Below are 16376 nucleotides of genomic sequence, written 5' to 3' on the forward strand. Positions count from 1 at the left end.
TAAGGAGGACTGCCATGAAGACAATCGGATTCATTGGATCTGGTTTGATCGGAGCTACGGTCGCACGTCTAGCAATAGACGCGGGATACAACGTAGTGATGAGCAATTCGCGCGAACCCCGCACGCTGTTGCCGCTGACTCAAGCGCTGGGGCCAAACGCGCGGGCTGCCACCGCAGAAGAAGCAGCCCAAGCTGGGGATATTGTGGTGGTGACCATTCCGCTGAACTCGCTCCATGAGATTCCGACTGAGCCGCTGCGTGGCAAGGTTGTCATTGAGACGAGCAATTACTACGAGCAGCGCGATGGGTTCATTGAACAGCTCGATAGTAGGGAGATCACAACCTCGCAGATTCTGCAGGATCGAGTGCCGGAGGCGAAGATAGTGAAGGCATTTAACAACATTAATTTCCGCCACTTGGGCGAGCTTGCGCGTCCGGAGCATGCCGACGCTCGCACCTCTCTGGTGATCGCCGGTGACGACGACAGCGCCAAGGCGGAAGTTCGGGAATTTCTCAACGCTATCGGCTACGGAACAATCGACGCTGGTCCGCTAGCGCAGGGTTGGCGCTTTGATAATGGTCAGCCCGCCTACGGCAGGCCATACATTCCCCAGGGGGCACAGCCCACCTCTATCTTTGATATGGGTCCAGGGCATCTTGCGACTGAACAAGAAATCAAAGACGCACTCGACGCGGCTTCGCGGTAGGGTATGAAACACAAAAGGGAGATCCTCCTCAAATCAACGAGGCGGATCTCCCTTGTACTAGCTGGGCTGTTTAGACAGCTTCAGTGGACTTCGTGCGCAGCCACTTGTACAAAACAGTGACCATGATCGCGAAGACAACGAGGCCGATCCACTGGGTGGCAGCACCGAAATCGAACAGTGCTAGTGGTTCATCCTTGCCGGAGCCGCCAACGATAGCGGCGTTAAGGACACCGAAGAGGGACTCACCAACAATGGCACCGGTAGCAAGCAGGATACCCATGCGCTTGGAAGCCTCTGGGTTAGCTTGGCGTGCTGCCCACTTGTCGTAGAACAGGCCGATGAATGCGCCGATGGGGATGATCAGCGTCAGTGCGATTGGCAGGTAGATGCCCATGCCCACGGACAGTGGTGGTAGTGACCAGCCCTTGGTGCGGCGCAGGACCTCATCCAGGATGATCACGCAGACGCCGATGATGGCACCCAATCCGATGCGGCTCCAGTCGAGGGAGTTACCAAAGATGCCGTTGGCAACAGAAGACAGCAGTGCGGCCTGTGGGGCAGCTAGTGCGTTTTCGCCAGCGCCTGGGGCGCCGACAAAGCCGAAGCCGGTCAGCATGAGCTGCAGTACAGGAGGGATGATGATCGAGCCGAACAGCACACCGATGATCAAAGCAACCTGCTGTTTCCATGGGGTTGCAGAAACCAACTGGCCGGTCTTGAGGTCCTGGAGGTTGTCGTTAGAAATGGTGGCAATGCCGAAGACCACAGCGGAGGTGAACAGGGTGTAGGCCACCAGTGCTGGGGCGTTGGACTGCGACTCGTTGCCGGTGACGAACTTGATCAGCAGTGCGGAGGCCAACACCACGATGATGCCTACGCCTGAAATTGGCGAGTTGGATGCACCAATCAGGCCGGCCATGTAGCCGCACACTGCGGCGATGATCAGGCCGATGGCGAGGACGAACACGATGCTCAAGATGATCAGCGTGCTGGTGTGGTGAGAGATCTCGGTGGCGTGAACGAACAGGTAAAGCAGTGCGCCGATGGGCAGCATGGATGCCAAGATGGTTCCCAACACGACGGTGAATGGGATGTCGCGTTCGGTGATGTGAACGTCGTTACCTGCGGCACGAGCACGTGAGGATGTGAGGGATTCCTTGATGCCCTTTGCAATCGGGGCGATGATCTTGATCAAGGTCCAGATAGCGGCAACAGCCATGGTGCCAGCGCCCACGAAGCGAACCTCTTGGACGAAAGTGGTGCTCACAACTTCAGCGAGTTCGCCGCCGGCTGCGATACCAGCTGCAGAGAAGTAAGGAAGCAGCACGCCGTAGGAGATAATCAGACCAACGATCATCGAGATCGCAACGGTAGGACCAACGAGGTGGCCCACACTGATCAATGCCAGCGACAGGCTGGAACCAAAGATCGTACCGCCAGCACCGAGTTTGAAGGTGCCGATGATTTCCGCGGTGACAGCCTTCATGGCGGCTAGGAGGGAGTAGCCGGCAGAGGTAAGAGCACCCACAATGATCACGGCGAGGCCGCGTTTATTTTCTTCGTGGTCGGTGACCTGGGAGGCGTCGTCGCCTACCTTGAGTACCTCGGCTGCGGCCACGCCTTCTGGGTAAGGCAGGTCGGAGCCGGTGACAAGGGCGCGGCGCAGCGGGATGGAGTACATCACGCCGAGGATGCCGCCAAGGGCACAGACGAATGCGGTGGTCCAGTATGGGAATCCGGTCCACCAGCCGACCATGATAAGACCCGGCAGGACGAAGATAATCGCGGACAGCGTTCCTGCGGCAGAGGCGATGGTCTGCACGATGTTGTTTTCTTGAATCGTGTGACCGGCGAATTTACGCAGGATTGCCATGGAGATCACGGCAGCAGGGATAGACGTGGCAAAGGTGATACCTACTTTGAGGCCCAAGTACACGTTTGCTGCGGTGAAGACCAATGTGATCAGGCCACCGATGATGATGGCGCGCAAGGTGAGTTCGCGAACAGGCGAGCTCACCTTAGGTTTGTGAATGTCGGGTTGAGACACGACGAGGATCCTCTCTCGGAACGAGGAAAAGCAATGAACCTTATTAGCGTATGTGCGGAATATGCGAAAAGAAAATTGTGACCTTTTTAATGGGCATAGCCCTGCATGATCCACGCCATGGGAATGATGCTGAAAAACAGTCCTTGCATTTCGCGTTCCCACAGCAGGCCGATGGAACCGTCGGGAAGCTGGGCCATGCACTGGTACACGTAGTGCCGAGGATTGAACACGCGATTGTATTGCCACGAGGCGCCGTCGTTAGTAGACATGCGGATCACTCCGCGCCCGCGAAACGGCAACAGCTGGGAGGCGTTGGCAAAGATGATGGCATCGGGGTTGGTCACGCGCAGTGCGTTGGGCTGGGAGAAGATCTCTGGAACGTTCGGGTTGAACGTGACCTGTGACCACGAGTGGCCGCCGTCAGTGCTGCGCGCATGAGCCACCGCGCCGGAAGGATGTTGATTGCGTGCCCATAGCAGCACGCTGCCGTCGCTTGCCTCTACCAGCGTGGATTCGTACATCTCGAGCTCTGGGGATTCACCGCGATGCCACGTGTGGCCATGATCGTCGCTGTAGAGTGCGGCGGCGAAGAACTGGTCGCCTTTGGTGTAATACATCGGAATAAGCAGCCGGCCTGCATGGGTGCCGCGTTGCAGTTGGATGCCGTTTCCTGGCGAGGTGCCGCAAAAGCGCATCCATTCTTCTTTTATATCTGGGGTGAGATCGCGTGGGGTGCTCCATGTCTGGCCATCGTCGTCGCTGGTGAGCATCCATAGGTGGCAGCTGGGGTGTTGGAAGACGGTGCCTGCGGGTGCATTATGGGGATCGCCGAAAAACGACGCCTCCAGCTGATCCACCTCATGCGGCATGGTGCAGGTGCTGCCGTCGGCAAAGTGTCCAATGCGGTTGCCGTCTGTGTCGAAGCCGGTACCGAGGGCGGCGTTGGGTTGGCCGATTCCTGCTGGGAATTGGTCAAGAAAGGCGAAGATGCGGCCGGTGGTGTGGTCTTGGAGCAGGACGGAGTCGGTAACGCAGGCGGTGTCGGGGAGCTGCAGGATTGTGTGTGGCGGTTGCCATGTGTGGCCGCCATCCACGCTGCGGCGTAGTACGAAGTCGATGTCGTTGGGGGCGTCGTTAGCAATGCTCACGCGCTTGTCGGCGCCGGCGATAATGACACCGGAATCCGTGGTGATCAATGAGGGAATGCGGTAGCTTTGTGCCCCATCGAGGAGGCAGTCGAATAGCGCTTGGGTGGCTATCGGTTCGACAGTGGCGAGGCGCTGGACTTGGTGATGGTTGAGCACGTGGGGGTAGATCATGCCCGATTGCACCTCGCCGAAAAGGCGCACACCGCTGGCGGCAGTACCAATATGGACGGAGAGCTCGCCTAGCAGGTCGTTAAAGAAGGCGACCCCTGGGCTGTGGATGAGTTGCTGGCCGTCGACGTAGATGTCGGTGGCGCCGCGCCCACATACGATGACGACGTCGTAAATCTGACCGTCATCCCAGCGCCCCGGCGCGGTGATGCGCACGTAGTCTTCGTCGTGGCATCGCACGCTGAATATGAGGGTGCCGTCAATGATTTCGAGAGTGAGGTCGCCATCGGTGGTGTGCGCTTGGAATGCTACGCCACCTTGGCCGGTGCCGCGGGTTTTCATAAGTAGCCGTAGGGAGCCGTGGGTGAGGTGCGATATGAGCTGGGTGTCGTGAGGGCTGAGGTGGTTGCCAGCGAACCAGACGAGGGGTTCGGCCGCTGGTGCGAGGTTGCGCGCTTGGCGTGGGGTGGGGGCGCGGTCGAGGATCTGGTGATCGATGATGGTGAGGGTGCCGTGGGGGTTGAGGGTGAGTTCTGAGGTGTCGAACCATTCGGTTTGGGTGGTGGAAAATGCCTCGTAGCCGTCGATAAAGAGGTGGGTTCCGATGGTATCCACGCTGAGGCATAGGTGGTGCGGGAGGCCGTCGTCAAGTCCGTCGGGGTCTTCGGCGTCGATGCGACGGTGGGCGGTGGTGCCTTGGATGCGTCCGTGGACGATGTTGAGGTCGAGTTGCTGGGGGATGTGGGCGAGTGGCCCGTCGCAAGTGGTGGCGAAGGTGATGGTGAGTGCGCCGGTTGTGGTGGTCATGGGGTTACTTTCAAGGGGATTGATCACTCTTTGGGGTCAGACGTCTGATGTCTGGAGTACGCTCATAATTATTACGATGCCACCACACTTTTGCAAGGGAAAACCATGAACACCACACCACTGGTCATCGGTGCCTACGCAGCACTACCTGCCACGCGCGCCGACCAAGAAGCCTTCTACGATCGCCTCCACACCGACCTTGGAGCCACCGGCCTCGAACTTCCATTCCGCGACAACATTCACGACGACCCCACGTGGCTCGCCGGCCAACTCGCAGGACGGTTCACCGGCTCCATCATCACCGCGATCCCCGGCACCATGATGCGCGTCTGGGACGGTGGCACCTTCGGCCTCGCCTCACCAGATGACGACGGACGCAACGCCGCCATCGCCTTCACCCGCAGCATCATCGACAGCGCACGCGCGCTTGACGACGCAGCCGGCCACCGTGTAATCGCAGGAATCCACATCCATTCCGCACCAAGCGTGACCGCCAACCGCGACCAGTTCCTCCGCTCACTTACCGAACTACTCGAGGGCATGGACACCGACGACCCCCGCCTCATCATCGAACACTGCGACCGCTATAACGAGGCCGTGACCGGCGAAAAGCGCTTCCTTAGCATTGAACAAGAAATCGCCATCGCCAAAGAAACCGGCATCGGTATCACCGTGAACTGGGGACGTTCCGCAATGGAAGCCTACGACGCCCAACTGCCAGCACAGCACATCAAAGCACTCGTCGCCGAGGGCGTATTCGAAGGGGTGATGTTCTCCGGTGCCGGCGACAAAGAAAACGCCTTCGGCGCCGCATGGGCCGACCTACACCTGCCACACCACGTCGACGAGCCAGCATCACTCATGGACGATGACCGCATCGCAGAATGCCTCAGCGCCGCAGGCGGGGCACAGAAATACTACGGTGCCAAGATCCAAGCACCTGCAGAAGCCGACGTGGCAACACGAGTGACCATGCTCGGTCACATCACGCGGCACCTTCGCTAACTAATCCGCTAGCTAATTAGGAACGATCCGCCAACGTTTGGCGAATAGGCCGTGCGAGCTGCGTCATCAGGGAACGACCGCGCAGCTCCACGGACTTCATCATCGTCCACCGAGCCTGCTCTGCCTCGTTGGCGCGCTGCAACGTAGCAGAGTTGGTGAGCACGCGACCAGGGGTGTTCTTGGCAATCTCGGTCAAGCGCGCCGCAGTATTCACAGCGTCACCGATCACCGTGTACTCGAAACGATCATGGCCACCAATGTGACCGGCCACCACGTGACCAGAAGCAACACCAATACCGGCCTCAAGGCGCAAGCCCATGAGCTCGTGGCGTAGCTCGCGGGCGGCGGTGAGGGCGTGGCCGGTGGCGTCGGAAAGTGTGACTGGTGCGCCAAAAACAGCCAGTGCAGCATCGCCTTGGAACTTGTTAATAATGCCCTTGTTGCGGTGCACAACCTCCACCACATGCTCGAAGAAGCGATTGAGCTCCTGCACAACCTCTTCTGGGTCGTGGTTGACGGCGAACGTGGTCGAACCAATCACGTCAACGAACACAACAGCAACCTCACGATCCTCGCCGCCTAGCTGCGGACGCTCCTCCAAAGCGCGCCGAGCAACCTCTACCCCCACATAGCGGCCGAAAATATCGCGCACACGCTGGCGCTCCTTCAAACCACGCATCATCTCATTGAAGCCGGCCTGAAGCACACCGATCTCGGAGCCGTCGTAAATGTCCACCTGGACACCCGAATCCCCGCGGCGCACCCGATTGATCGCCCCCTGCAGCTCCAAAATCGGATCCACCACGCTCATGATCGAAAGGGTGGTGCCCAAAAAACCAGTGATCAGCGCGGCCATAGTCAACGCAATCACCGCAGGCATAATGTCGCTGACGTGATCGGTAAACATGCCCAGGTGGTGGCCCATCACCATCAACAAAATGCCAATGATCGGAACCGCGCTGGTCAACGCCCACGTGAGTCGCAGGCGCGACATAATCGGCGGCTCCAACGTGGAATCCTCAAAACGACGAGCCAGCGCCGTTGCCGCCACCGGCCGCACCAACCGCTGCGCCTCCAAGTAGGTGAGCACCACGATCACAGCACCACTAAGCGTCGAAGCAACCGCAATGGCCAACGCCAAGCGTGGCGAAGTCTGCCCAGCGGCAATCGCCAACACCACAATGCCCAGCGCCCACACCACGCTGCACAAAGCCGCCTGGTAGATCGGGATACGCATCACCAAATTACGCACCATGTTTGGATCATGCGTATCCGGATGGCGCTGCCAGTCCAGCACCGGACGAAACAGCAAAAAGGTGACCACGCCACCAAAAATAACCGCCAAGATCAAATAACCAATGCCCAGCTCAGGTAGGTAGCTGGCCTCATCGGTGAACTGGTCAAACTCTGGCAGCGGCACCAAGTACTTCAGGAACAACATGACCCCCACCGCGCCCAACACATTGGAGCCCAATACCGTGGTTGCGTATAACGGCCACGAAGTCTTAAACAGCCACTTGAAGGCGCGCCATAGTTTGGTCATGCCCACTACTTTAACGGTCGGCTACCACAAGCGATACTCTATTGAAGTAATGAGCACGGAAATAACTGGGTCGGACATCTTTGCGCAGATGGGCGTGAGCGAACACATCGCCCCCATATTGCGTACCGCCGCGCGCGCCGCACGCAACCACGACATCGGCAGCGCCATGACACACGCATGGCTATTTACCGGCCCACCCGGGTCAGGGCGCTCCGTCGCGGCCGTCGCATTCGCCGCCGCCCTCGAATGCACAGACCCCACCATGGTCGGCTGCGGGCGCTGCGAACAATGCCGCGCCGTGCTTCACGACGCCCACGGCGACGTCCTCCACATCGTCCCACGCGAACTTTCCATCCCCGTCGAAATGATGCGTGACGACGTAGTCGAACCCGCCGCAAAACGACCCACCGTCGGACAATGGCGAGTAGTCATCCTCGACAACGCCGACCGCCTCACCCCCGAATCCGCCAACGCTCTGCTTAAAACCGTCGAAGAGCCCCCAGCGCACACCGTGATCATCCTCTGTGCACCCTCCACCGACCCCACCGACATCATCCCCACACTCCGCTCCCGCAGCCGCCACCTCTACGTCCCCCAACCCTCCATCGACGAAGCCGTAGCAGTACTCACCCGCGACGGAGCCATCCCCGAACCCGCCGCACGCCTAGCAGCAGCCACCACCGGCGGACACATCGGACGCGCACGCTGGCTAGCCACCAACAAAGACGCCCAAATGCGACGCTCCGCAGTACTCAACATCGCAGAACTCGTTTTCCACGGCGACCAAGCCTTCCGCGCCGGCGGCAGCCTAGTGAAACAAATAACAAAACAAGCAGAAGCCCAGCTCAAAGAAGAAAACGAAGAAGAAATCGACAAACTCCGCAACGCCCTCGGCATGGGATCCCGCGGCAAAGGAGTACACAAAGCCCTCCGCGGAGCCGACTCCGCCATCCGCGACCTCGAAGCACTACAAAAGAAACGCAAAACCCGCTTCGTCCGCGACCACCTCGACATGGCACTCGTCGACCTCTCCGGAATCTACCGCGACGCCATCATGACCCACACCCACGCCACAGTCGGACTGATCCACCCCGACCTCAGCGGCCTATCCGCCGAACTCGCCCAACGCGTCCCCCTGGCCGGACTCGTCGCCTGCCTCGACGCCATCACCATCTGCCGCGAACAAATCCCGAATAACGTGCGCCCCGAAGCCGCCTTCGACGCCATGCTCGGCCGCATCCGAATCGCCTGCGGAGCCACTTAACCGGCGTAGTACCCCGCTCATGCTCTGCGGTTTTCATATTTTGGCAACCCATACGGTATAGTTGTCGCCGGATAACACACTCATACGTTTTATCCGTGCCGCCTTAGCTCAGTCGGTAGAGCGCTTCACTCGTAATGAAAAGGTCGCGAGTTCGATTCTCGCAGGCGGCTCCATAAAACCCCAGCTAGATTAACCTTTCTAGCTGGGGTTTCCTTTTGCTTCACAACTGCTGCATGTTGCATGTTGTTGCAGGTGATTGCGTCTCGTAGCGAACAGAAAGCGAACAAATAGCGAACAGATTTTGCAAAAAATGACATAAGAACCATGGAGGAACAATCCCAAAACATCTATTTAATTCATGCATGAACGGGTTATCATATTGACAGACAGAGAGGAGTGATCGAGATGCTGCTATATGAAGATGCACGAATGCGCGCAGTTGAAATTCTCAGATCACTCCCAATCGGAAACTCAGGAGTCTCCGGACTAGTACAGCTAGCTGCAACCCTTGGACCCTCAGTCGAATTCCGCCCCTCGATCCCACCATTTCCGGAGCCGTTGTCAAAGAAGATGAACAAAACCCAAAATATACATCAACTCAAATGAGCCAGAAGTTCGACAGCGCTTCACACTCGCCCACGAAATAGGCCATCTAGTCGAACGCGAACACCTGGGAAAAGACGTCGAATACTCAAAAATTCTAGATAAAAAGGCGAATTTGCTACCGCAATCCACTTCGGAGTCTCACAACCAGCAGTAAAAACGCGCAGAACGCCTCAAAAAGAACCCAGATACAACGTGCCAGATGTAAAACCCCAGGATTCAGCGGAAGAAAGCAATTTCGACAAGCTCCCAGCAAAAGCCGCTGAAGAAAATAAAGATATCGACCCCGCCACAAAAAGGGCAATTGAAAAACCCGAACACCCCAGTGCCACTCCAAGCCGAAAAGACATAGATAGCAAATTCCAATCACCCGCGTTTTATACGTCACTGACCCGGTGGCACCCAAGAATCGCGTACTTCCAATTCCTAAGCGGCAATAACTTTCCTGCAGAATGGAGCCCAGACAAACGCTTCAAAAACTGCATTGAACAACACCTATCTCTATATAAGGTTTGCTATTGGAACGATCTAATCATGATGTGTTCCATCCTCACCCTAATGGTAATAATCGCCACCCTCATCGCATGCAAAACAATCATCTAAAAACTAAATAACCTGTAACTCACACTCAACACGCCTACGCTCACGCAACGCCAACCTCTCACGCTCACGCTGCAAATGAGCACTCATCGCGCTGGGAACGGAATCTAGTCCGGTTTCCCACAAGTGTGCGTAGGTGTCAAGGGTCGTGGCAGCACTTGCGTGTCCAAGCATAAGTTGAACGGTTTTCACGTCAGCACCGGCTGCAATCGCCAATGATGCTGCTGTGTGTCGTAGCTCGTAGGTTGTCAGGCCTGATATGTGTGCATGAGTGCAGATGGTTGCCCACTGCCTGCGCCATTTTGTGGATGTCCACACATGGCCGGTTTCATCGGTGAGGAGCCAGTCATGTGGTTGTTTTCCTTCTGCTTGGTCGTCGAGATCGAAAAGGAGGTCACCACCGATGGGGACGCCGCGGTGGTTTCTGGTTTTTGTTTCATCGGGGTTTCCGAGATCGTCGACGTCACGACGGATGGACAGCCTACCGCGCATGGGGTCGAGGTCTTTGACTTTCAATCCTTTTGCTTCCCTTGGGCGAAGACCGGTGAATAACAAAACGTTGCGCATGAGTGCTACTTCGTTCATGGGTATTGCAGCTGCTAAAAGGCGGTCGATTCCTCGGATGGTGAGGTAGCGGCGTTCTGCTTTTCCTTGGCGGGGGATATCGGTGCAACGGATTTTGTTTTTGTTAATGATGTCGAGTTCTTCGGCTTGGTCGAGGAGTGCTTTGATGACGATTCCGATTTTGCGTTGCGAGCCGGAGCCGATCACACGGGGTTGGTTATGCTTGCTGCTTTTGGTGGTGGTGACGGTAGGGATCCAGGCTGCTATTTTTGCTCTTTCGGGTCTGCTGAGGGTTTGGTTGACGTCTAGCTTGTTTCGCTGGGGCGGGGCAGGGAAGGATGTTGATTATGTCGAAGTTGTATTCAGAGCAGTTCAAAGCTGATGCCGTGGCGTTGGTGGAGTCTGGGGTTGCTCGCCGTCAGGTGTGTGCTGATTTGGGGATCTCGCGTTCCTCGTTGCAAAAATGGATTACTGATGCGAGGTTGCAGGCTCAGGGGATGCAACCGTGTGCTGATCCGGTAGTGGCTAAAGAGATGCGCCAGGCTTTGAAACGGATTCGCGAGTTGGAGATGGAAAACGAAGTGCTACGTGCAGCGGCGGCGTACCTGTCTCAAGAGGTGATTCGCCCAAAAGGGTCTTCCCGACCGTGGAAAAGCTGATCAAGGCAGGTAAGGCGACCGTGACGGTAGCGGCTCGGGTACTGGGGTTTTCCCGCCAAGCGTTTTATAAATGGGCTGCTAAGCCAGTTTCGGACAGGCAAGCCCAAGAAGTAGAACTTATAGACAAGATTCGCCAGATTCACAGTGACGATCCTGAATTTGGTTACCGCCTGATAGCAGACGAGCTCCATGATCAAGGGATAGAGATTTCTGAGCGTCGAGTATGGCGTTTGTGTTCTCATGCTCAGGTGTTCTCGGTGATCGCTAGGCGTAAGTCGCGTGGGAAGAAGTCGGGTGCTCCAGTACATGATGACCTGTTACAGCGTCACTTCCACGCTGATGCGCTCAACGTTGCGTGGGTTACAGATATTGCGGAGCATTGGACCAAAGAGGGCAAGCTGTATCTGTGTGCGATCAAAGACCTGTGCTCGCGAAGAATCGTGGGCTATGCGACCGGTGGGCGGATGAAATCACGCCTCGTGGTGGCGGCGCTCGATGATGCGATGAGGAAACGAGGCAATCCCCATGGCGTAATCATTCACTCTGATCGTGGCTCGCAATTTCGTTCTAGAAAATTCCGTGCCGCGCTGAAATCTTACGGCGCGAAGGGATCTATGGGCAGAGTTGGAGCGTGTGGGGATAACGCTGCGATGGAATCTTTCTTCGCTCTTGTACAAAAGAACGTTCTTGATCGTGGCTTTTGGAACAGGCGCTGTGAACTATCTGCCGCGATCACTCACTGGATTGAACGGACATATCACAGGAAAAGACGGCAACGAGCACTGGGTAAATTGACACCAATCGAATACGAAACAATCATGGAACCAGTCGCATCCCTTGCGGCCTAAAAATCAGAAGGAAAACTGTCAACCAAACCCTCAGCAGACCCTTCAATTTTCTAACATGCGGTGTTTCCGAAGACGGGTTGGATGTGTTTCCACGCAGCAATGTATCCAGCTTTGGTGCTTTCTGTGCGTCCTTGTTTTGACGCGATCCATACATCCCACATGTCTTGGAGTGTGACATCGAGTTTGTCTTTAGTAATCTAGGTGCCATCGGCTTGGCCAACGGATGCGCGTGCGATGTGAAGTTCAGCTTCGTCTTTGGCGTGGCATGAGGTGGTGACTTGTTTGCCGTTTTCTACCCAGACAGCTTGCCAGCGTTTGCCTTTTCCCCATCGAGCAGAGCGTATTCTTTTGGTTCTCGATGTTGCGTTGGGGTTGGGTTTTGTCCAGAGGTCGCGCACGAATGCCATGGGGTGGACTTCTTCCTTGTCGGGGATAAACTGTTTAGAATTTCCGAATAGTTCAATCCCTGCTCAGCTCCCTTTCACATCTTCTGCCAAGTTGAGTGTGAAAGGGAGTTTCTTAGTTATCGGAAATTCCGACCAACCCCGCTAGGTTGAGATGAGGATATACATTGCGGTGTTGTTGTGTTGGCTAGTCAATCGAGTGGTCACCTCGATTGAGTGCTTTGACTTCTGCTTCAACTGCTTTCATATCCATCGTGTTTACCTCTGCATCGAAGCGTAGCTGGTAAGCGTCCCACTCTGCCTGCGCCTTTGCGATTGCCTGCTTATGGCTTCGCTTTCCAAAACCATGGAGGACATGGCGCTCATTAAAGACAAGCCATGCGTCTGTCTTCTTCATCCAGTCATCTAACAGGAGAGTCTTTTTCCTCTCTGCTTGATCTTCGGCGTAGTTGAGGAAGTTCTTGGCTATACTCATATCGCCCTTGTGCGGCTGTTCACCAGTCCAGTTGGTTAAGCCCGCGTTCGGCTTTGTGTGGTCTGCACGCAGACAGATAAGTTCCGCAGCGGTATTTCCATGGGTTGCGAAGTGAAGCCGGTTTTGGATTCCTGCGAAGAAATTTTTGACCTCTTTATAGGATTTGATTTCTTCATAGTCGGCACTGGTAGCAGCAATGACGTCGCAGATTTTGCGGAAGAATTGACGCTCGGAAATCCGTGATCTCACGGATCCGCTCAAACAACTCGTCAAAGTGCGTATCTACTCCATCATTCTTCGGACGCTGATCATCTAGCGCGAAACCTTTGGTGAGGTATTCGCTAAGGAATTCTGTAGCCCATTTGCGGAATTGCGTCCCGCGCACGCCTCGGACTTGGTACCCAACCGCGAGGATCATATTTAGGTTGTAGTGATTGATAGAACGATCCTGACCTTGCTGTTGTAAAAGTTTTTTACATTTGGTTTGGTCCAGTTCTCCATGGGAAAATTGGGTGACATGAAAATTACTTTTAAGAAAATTTGTTAAACATTGTTCAAAAAGATGTTATGTTTAAATCGTCGCGATGATTATGAATTTCATTTAGCGGAAGGGGTGATGCGTCATGCGGAAGTTTATTGCTGGCGCTGCATCATTTTTAGTCTTGGCAGGGGCATCTGGAATGGCTCATGCTGTAACTTCTGAACAAATGCCTAATGAGGTGGTGACGAATGGGACTGTTGATCAACGGCGGGTGTCGTCGTTGGAATTGTCTCGTGAACCTAATGAACGGCGTGATCAATTACTGAATGAAGGATTTTTAAAAGACGCTGAACAAGAATTTCCTGGATATACTATAGAAACATATCGTAACACCAGTAATGGAGTTACCGTTGAGTACGATGTGGTTGCTTGGAATGATGATTTAACCACGGTAACTCCATATATCAATTTTGAATGGAATTGGGGTCCACGTATTTATATTACCGGTGCTGAGTTTTGGTCTCTCGGTTCTTCAGGGTTTGCTGGTGCGGTTTGTTCACGTTTTGCAGGATGGAAGGCGGGGGCAGCGTGTTCTGCTGTTGCTTCGGCGGCTTGGAATAAAATAGCCTCTAGACATGCAATTCTTTCTGATCAAACCTGTTACGATTTAAGCCAATTTATAAACATTGGCTGGAAGCGTGCTCCGCAAGAAAAGTGTGCATAATTCAAAATGAAAAAGATTGATTCACTCTCGATGAGGAATTCCAGGCTGGCGCCGGTAGTCTGCGTTATCCTTGTGTTTTTTTCTTCTGTCTACACTATCTTTTGCCATGGGTTTTTTGCATTTGATGCAGTGGTTTTTATTGTTGTAGCGGTAGTGCTGGCGCGTCGTCTTGGAAAAACGAAAAATAAGGAGAGTGAATCAGCGATTGGGATCATTGCAGTTGGTTCTGTAGTGCATGTTCTTAATCTGGCACATATGATTGATTTACCAGCGTTTGGATTAGGACTCATTATTGCTGGGGCGGTTGTATTATTTGTTGCTGATTATCTATAGCAAACTGTGAACTGCTCCCCATTAGTTGGACTGAGAAATCAGTTACCTACTAGTGGGGAGCAGTTGTATGCGTGCACGTAGTTCGTTGTCGGCGGGACAGCGGGAAGAATTGGTGGCTCTTTTCGAGCAGGGTTATAGTTATTGGGCTGCAGCTCATCATGTTGGTGTTGGTGTTTACCCAGTCCGTGCTTTGTTTCGTCGGTTCTTGCTCCATGGCAAGCTATGTCTTGTGGAAAAGCCTTCAAAGCAGCAGTACTCTTTCGAAATCAAAAAGGAAGTTGTCCAACGCCATCTAGCTGGCGAGTCGAAGATGGATCTGGCCCGTGAGTTTGGTCTGTCGTCGGATCAAGTGGTCGGATATTGGTCGCGAAAATGGCGCAAAGGTGGTGATGACGCGTTAAAGCTGAAACCGAAGGGCAGGCCTAAAGGTTCAGCTAAGCCGAAGGTGCTTACTGAAGAAGATAAGCTGCGTCGCGAAAACGAACGGTTGCGGGCTGAAAATGCTTATTTAAAAAAATTGCGGGACTTGAGGAACCAGGGACACGCCTGAAAGCCCGAGAGTGTCCGATTGTTTGTGTGCGGGGGGCTTGGTTTACAAGTAGTCCGCGAATCGGTCGGGGTAAGCCACGGCTAGTTGGTTGATGGCTTGTTTCCACCCGGTGGCTTTCGCTCCTTCAATATAGCCGTTGCATTCGATGGCGCGCTTGGCTTTCTTCGCTCGCTGGGCAGCGCGCTTGTCCTCGATGTTGCAGATCATCAGCCACAGTGTCTTTAGTGCGGCGGTATCGTTCGGGAACTGGCCGCGGTTGCGGGTGGCTTTACGCAGTTGAGCATTCAGCGATTCGATCGAATTCGTGGTGTAGAGTACCCGCCGTGCCGCAGGCGGGAACTGCAAAAATGGCACAAACCGGTCCCAGGCGTCGCGCCAGACTTTGACCGATTGCGGGTATTTACGGCCCAGTTCACTGGCCTCGAATGCGTCCAGGGCGGCGCGGGCGGTGTCCTCGGTCGGTGCGGTGTAGACCTCCCGTAGCGCACTTGATACGGGTTTGCGGTCTTGGTAGGACACCCACCTGTTGGCCGCCCGGATCAGGTGCACGATACAGGTCTGCACCATGGAATTCGGCCAGGTTGCCTCCACGGCTTCCGGCAGGCCTTTGAGCCCGTCGCAGCAGACGATGAACACGTCTTGGACCCCACGGTTGGCAAGGTCAGCGCACACGGATGCCCAAAAACTGGCGCCTTCATTGTCTGCGATCCACAATCCCAGGATGTGCTTGATGCCGTCCATGTCGACGCCTACCGCCATGTAGCAAGACTTGTTGACCACGCGGTGGCCATCGCGGATCTTCACTCGCAGCGCGTCGAGGAAGATCACTGGGTAGAACTCGTCGAGCTGGCGGTTTTGCCAGATCATGACCTCTTCTAACACCGCGTCGGTAATGGTGCTGATCGTATCTGGGCTCATATCCACCCCGAGGGTGGTGGCGAGGTGGTGGCAAATATCGCGCACGGTCATCCCACCGGCGTACAGGGAGATGATCATGTCATCAAGCTCCGTCAGACGGCGGGTGCCTTTAGGCAGCATCCGCGGCGTAAACGTGCCAGCTCGATCCCGGGGCATAGTCACATCAAAGGTGCCGTAGCCAGAGTTGACGGTTTTGGTGTACGACCCGTTGCGGTGATTGCCACCATCCGGGGTGCCCAGCTGGGCTTTCGCCGTACGATCAGAGTGCGCGTATCCCAGATGCGCGTCCATTTCAGCCTGCAGACCAGCGTTGATCGATGCCTGCAAAAGACCTTTGACCAGGTCGCTGGCATCATCGGTGGAAGTCGACAACTCGCCGATCAGTTCGGCGATTTCCGGATTTTCCATCAGCTTAGTGCTGATCTCGTTGACCCTGTTCGGGTCATGACCTTTCCTCGGTGACACGGTAGTCATTATCAGTGAAACTCCTTCTGGATCAGAGCCTCACACACAAAACACCTGACACCC

Annotated in this window: 16 protein-coding genes, 1 tRNA gene and 1 pseudogene; 10 read left to right on the plus strand and 8 right to left on the minus strand. The window is 55.3% G+C overall.

Annotated features, from left to right (window positions below; translation table 11 throughout):
* Nucleotides 1-14 precede the first annotated feature (14 nt).
* Complete coding sequence (locus ABMV07_RS01595) at nt 15-707, plus strand: NADPH-dependent F420 reductase (protein WP_327785944.1); 693 nt, start codon at nt 15-17, stop codon at nt 705-707.
* Between the two features lie 70 nt (nt 708-777).
* Here ABMV07_RS01595 and ABMV07_RS01600 read toward each other — a convergent pair whose 3' ends face one another.
* Nucleotides 778-2754: an OPT family oligopeptide transporter gene (locus ABMV07_RS01600; RefSeq protein ID WP_196981287.1), complete on the minus strand. Its 1977-nt coding sequence runs from the start codon at nt 2752-2754 to the stop codon at nt 778-780.
* Between the two features lie 86 nt (nt 2755-2840).
* Nucleotides 2841-4877: a sialidase family protein gene (locus ABMV07_RS01605; protein ID WP_371891173.1), complete on the minus strand. Its 2037-nt coding sequence runs from the start codon at nt 4875-4877 to the stop codon at nt 2841-2843.
* A gap of 105 nt (nt 4878-4982) precedes the next feature.
* On the opposite strand from ABMV07_RS01605, the gene ABMV07_RS01610 reads away from it, so the two are divergent.
* Nucleotides 4983-5882 carry a DUF4862 family protein gene (locus ABMV07_RS01610; RefSeq protein WP_088267968.1) on the plus strand — a complete coding sequence of 300 codons (900 nt, stop codon included), beginning with the start codon at nt 4983-4985 and terminating at the stop codon, nt 5880-5882.
* A gap of 16 nt (nt 5883-5898) precedes the next feature.
* Here the strand turns inward: ABMV07_RS01610 and ABMV07_RS01615 are convergent, their stop codons facing one another.
* A complete protein-coding gene (locus ABMV07_RS01615; RefSeq protein ID WP_374064832.1) occupies nt 5899-7425 on the minus strand; it encodes an adenylate/guanylate cyclase domain-containing protein in 1527 nt (508 codons plus the stop codon).
* Here ABMV07_RS01615 and ABMV07_RS01620 point away from each other — a divergent pair.
* The 4 genes from ABMV07_RS01620 (at nt 7424) to ABMV07_RS01635 (ending at nt 9895) form a co-directional block, all read left to right on the plus strand.
* Nucleotides 7424-8689 (plus strand): DNA polymerase III subunit delta', encoded by a 1266-nt coding sequence (locus ABMV07_RS01620; protein WP_088267966.1) that lies wholly within the window; start codon nt 7424-7426, stop codon nt 8687-8689. The two genes, ABMV07_RS01615 and ABMV07_RS01620, sit on opposite strands and share 2 nt — an antisense overlap.
* 97 nt (nt 8690-8786) lie before the next feature.
* Nucleotides 8787-8862: transfer RNA gene (locus tag ABMV07_RS01625), tRNA-Thr, on the plus strand.
* Between the two features lie 419 nt (nt 8863-9281).
* Nucleotides 9282-9449: an ImmA/IrrE family metallo-endopeptidase gene (locus ABMV07_RS01630; protein ID WP_371891178.1), complete on the plus strand. Its 168-nt coding sequence runs from the start codon at nt 9282-9284 to the stop codon at nt 9447-9449.
* 38 nt (nt 9450-9487) lie between these two features.
* The gene (locus ABMV07_RS01635; RefSeq protein WP_196977466.1) at nt 9488-9895 is read left to right on the plus strand and encodes a hypothetical protein; all 408 of its coding nucleotides are present in this window, start codon (nt 9488-9490) and stop codon (nt 9893-9895) included.
* Nucleotides 9896-9898: 3 nt separating this feature from the next.
* Here the strand turns inward: ABMV07_RS01635 and ABMV07_RS01640 are convergent, their stop codons facing one another.
* Entirely contained in the window at nt 9899-10663 is a 765-nt protein-coding gene (locus ABMV07_RS01640; protein ID WP_196977471.1) for a tyrosine-type recombinase/integrase, read from the minus strand.
* A 140-nt stretch (nt 10664-10803) separates the two neighbouring features.
* Between ABMV07_RS01640 and ABMV07_RS01645 the strand changes: the two genes are divergently transcribed.
* A protein-coding gene (locus ABMV07_RS01645; RefSeq protein WP_374064997.1) for an IS3 family transposase occupies nt 10804-11963 on the plus strand; the annotation gives its coding sequence in 2 pieces (ribosomal slippage) (nt 10804-11076 and nt 11079-11963; 1158 coding nt in all).
* Nucleotides 11964-12160: 197 nt separating this feature from the next.
* Here ABMV07_RS01645 and ABMV07_RS01650 read toward each other — a convergent pair.
* The 3 genes from ABMV07_RS01650 to rhuM (ABMV07_RS01660) form a co-directional block, all read right to left on the minus strand.
* Nucleotides 12161-12370, minus strand: coding sequence for a hypothetical protein (locus tag ABMV07_RS01650; protein WP_196977467.1), 210 nt, complete (start codon nt 12368-12370; stop codon nt 12161-12163).
* 184 nt (nt 12371-12554) lie between these two features.
* Complete coding sequence (rhuM, locus tag ABMV07_RS01655) at nt 12555-13091, minus strand: RhuM family protein (protein WP_232034541.1); 537 nt, start codon at nt 13089-13091, stop codon at nt 12555-12557.
* The gene (rhuM, locus tag ABMV07_RS01660; protein ID WP_197692305.1) at nt 13015-13260 is read right to left on the minus strand and encodes a RhuM family protein; all 246 of its coding nucleotides are present in this window, start codon (nt 13258-13260) and stop codon (nt 13015-13017) included. The genes rhuM (ABMV07_RS01655) and rhuM (ABMV07_RS01660) overlap by 77 nt, the downstream gene beginning before the upstream one ends.
* A gap of 262 nt (nt 13261-13522) precedes the next feature.
* On the opposite strand from rhuM (ABMV07_RS01660), the gene ABMV07_RS01665 reads away from it, so the two are divergent.
* The 3 genes and pseudogenes from ABMV07_RS01665 to ABMV07_RS01675 all read left to right on the plus strand — a co-directional run.
* Nucleotides 13523-14047 (plus strand): hypothetical protein, encoded by a 525-nt coding sequence (locus ABMV07_RS01665; RefSeq protein WP_197692306.1) that lies wholly within the window; start codon nt 13523-13525, stop codon nt 14045-14047.
* 6 nt (nt 14048-14053) lie between these two features.
* Entirely contained in the window at nt 14054-14380 is a 327-nt protein-coding gene (locus ABMV07_RS01670; RefSeq protein WP_014318586.1) for a hypothetical protein, read from the plus strand.
* Nucleotides 14381-14447: 67 nt separating this feature from the next.
* Nucleotides 14448-14953: pseudogene (locus ABMV07_RS01675) on the plus strand (transposase); the annotation flags it as partial.
* Between the two features lie 19 nt (nt 14954-14972).
* Here ABMV07_RS01675 and ABMV07_RS01680 read toward each other — a convergent pair.
* The gene (locus tag ABMV07_RS01680; protein WP_374064833.1) at nt 14973-16322 is read right to left on the minus strand and encodes an IS256-like element IS1132 family transposase; all 1350 of its coding nucleotides are present in this window, start codon (nt 16320-16322) and stop codon (nt 14973-14975) included.
* Between the last annotated feature and the right edge of the window lie 54 nt (nt 16323-16376).

It is taken from the genome of Corynebacterium belfantii (assembly GCF_041898185.1).
Classification (GTDB): Bacteria; Actinomycetota; Actinomycetes; order Mycobacteriales; family Mycobacteriaceae; genus Corynebacterium; species Corynebacterium belfantii.

What these genes read in the sequence shown, in the direction of transcription:
- ABMV07_RS01595 (WP_327785944.1), top strand. Translation starts at nt 15, where the DNA reads ATGAAGACAATCGGATTCATTGGATCTGGTTTGATCGGAGCTACGGTC.
- ABMV07_RS01605 (WP_371891173.1), bottom strand. Translation starts at nt 4,877, where the DNA reads ATGACCACCACAACCGGCGCACTCACCATCACCTTCGCCACCACTTGC.
- ABMV07_RS01610 (WP_088267968.1), top strand. Translation starts at nt 4,983, where the DNA reads ATGAACACCACACCACTGGTCATCGGTGCCTACGCAGCACTACCTGCC.
- ABMV07_RS01620 (WP_088267966.1), top strand. Translation starts at nt 7,424, where the DNA reads ATGCCCACTACTTTAACGGTCGGCTACCACAAGCGATACTCTATTGAA.
- ABMV07_RS01615 (WP_374064832.1), bottom strand. Translation starts at nt 7,425, where the DNA reads ATGACCAAACTATGGCGCGCCTTCAAGTGGCTGTTTAAGACTTCGTGG.
- ABMV07_RS01650 (WP_196977467.1), bottom strand. Translation starts at nt 12,370, where the DNA reads ATGGCATTCGTGCGCGACCTCTGGACAAAACCCAACCCCAACGCAACA.
- rhuM (WP_197692305.1), bottom strand. Translation starts at nt 13,260, where the DNA reads ATGATCCTCGCGGTTGGGTACCAAGTCCGAGGCGTGCGCGGGACGCAA.
- ABMV07_RS01665 (WP_197692306.1), top strand. Translation starts at nt 13,523, where the DNA reads ATGGCTCATGCTGTAACTTCTGAACAAATGCCTAATGAGGTGGTGACG.
- ABMV07_RS01670 (WP_014318586.1), top strand. Translation starts at nt 14,054, where the DNA reads ATGAAAAAGATTGATTCACTCTCGATGAGGAATTCCAGGCTGGCGCCG.
- ABMV07_RS01680 (WP_374064833.1), bottom strand. Translation starts at nt 16,322, where the DNA reads ATGACTACCGTGTCACCGAGGAAAGGTCATGACCCGAACAGGGTCAAC.